General features: G+C 75.8%; 1 pseudogene. It reads right to left on the bottom strand.

Annotation, left to right across the window (positions count from 1 at the left end):
* Positions 1-269: pseudogene (locus G6020_RS17265) on the bottom strand (DNA primase); the annotation flags it as partial.

The raw sequence follows: 269 nt of genomic DNA, 5'->3' as shown, positions 1-269 counted from the left end.
TCCAGCCGCTGCAGACCGTCGTCCTCGAGGCCCCTGGAGACCTCGGACACCCAGTTCGCGCCGCTCTTGCCGGAGGCGCACCCCCCGGCCGCGGACAGCGCGTCCGCGATCAGGGCGTAGGCGGGATGGGTGTAGCACTCGCCCGGGAGCGAGTCGAAGAGCGGTCCCGCCAGGCCCGGGTACTGCAGTGCCGCCTTGAGCGCCTCGCGCTGCGGCCAGAGCACCGGGTCCGACGCCGAGGGCAGGGGGACGCCCGTCGGCGCCGCGGG

This window comes from Dietzia sp. B19, from assembly GCF_014145155.1.
Lineage (GTDB): Bacteria > Actinomycetota > Actinomycetes > Mycobacteriales > Mycobacteriaceae > Dietzia > Dietzia natronolimnaea.
This window is presented reverse-complemented; position numbering and strand designations above follow the sequence as displayed.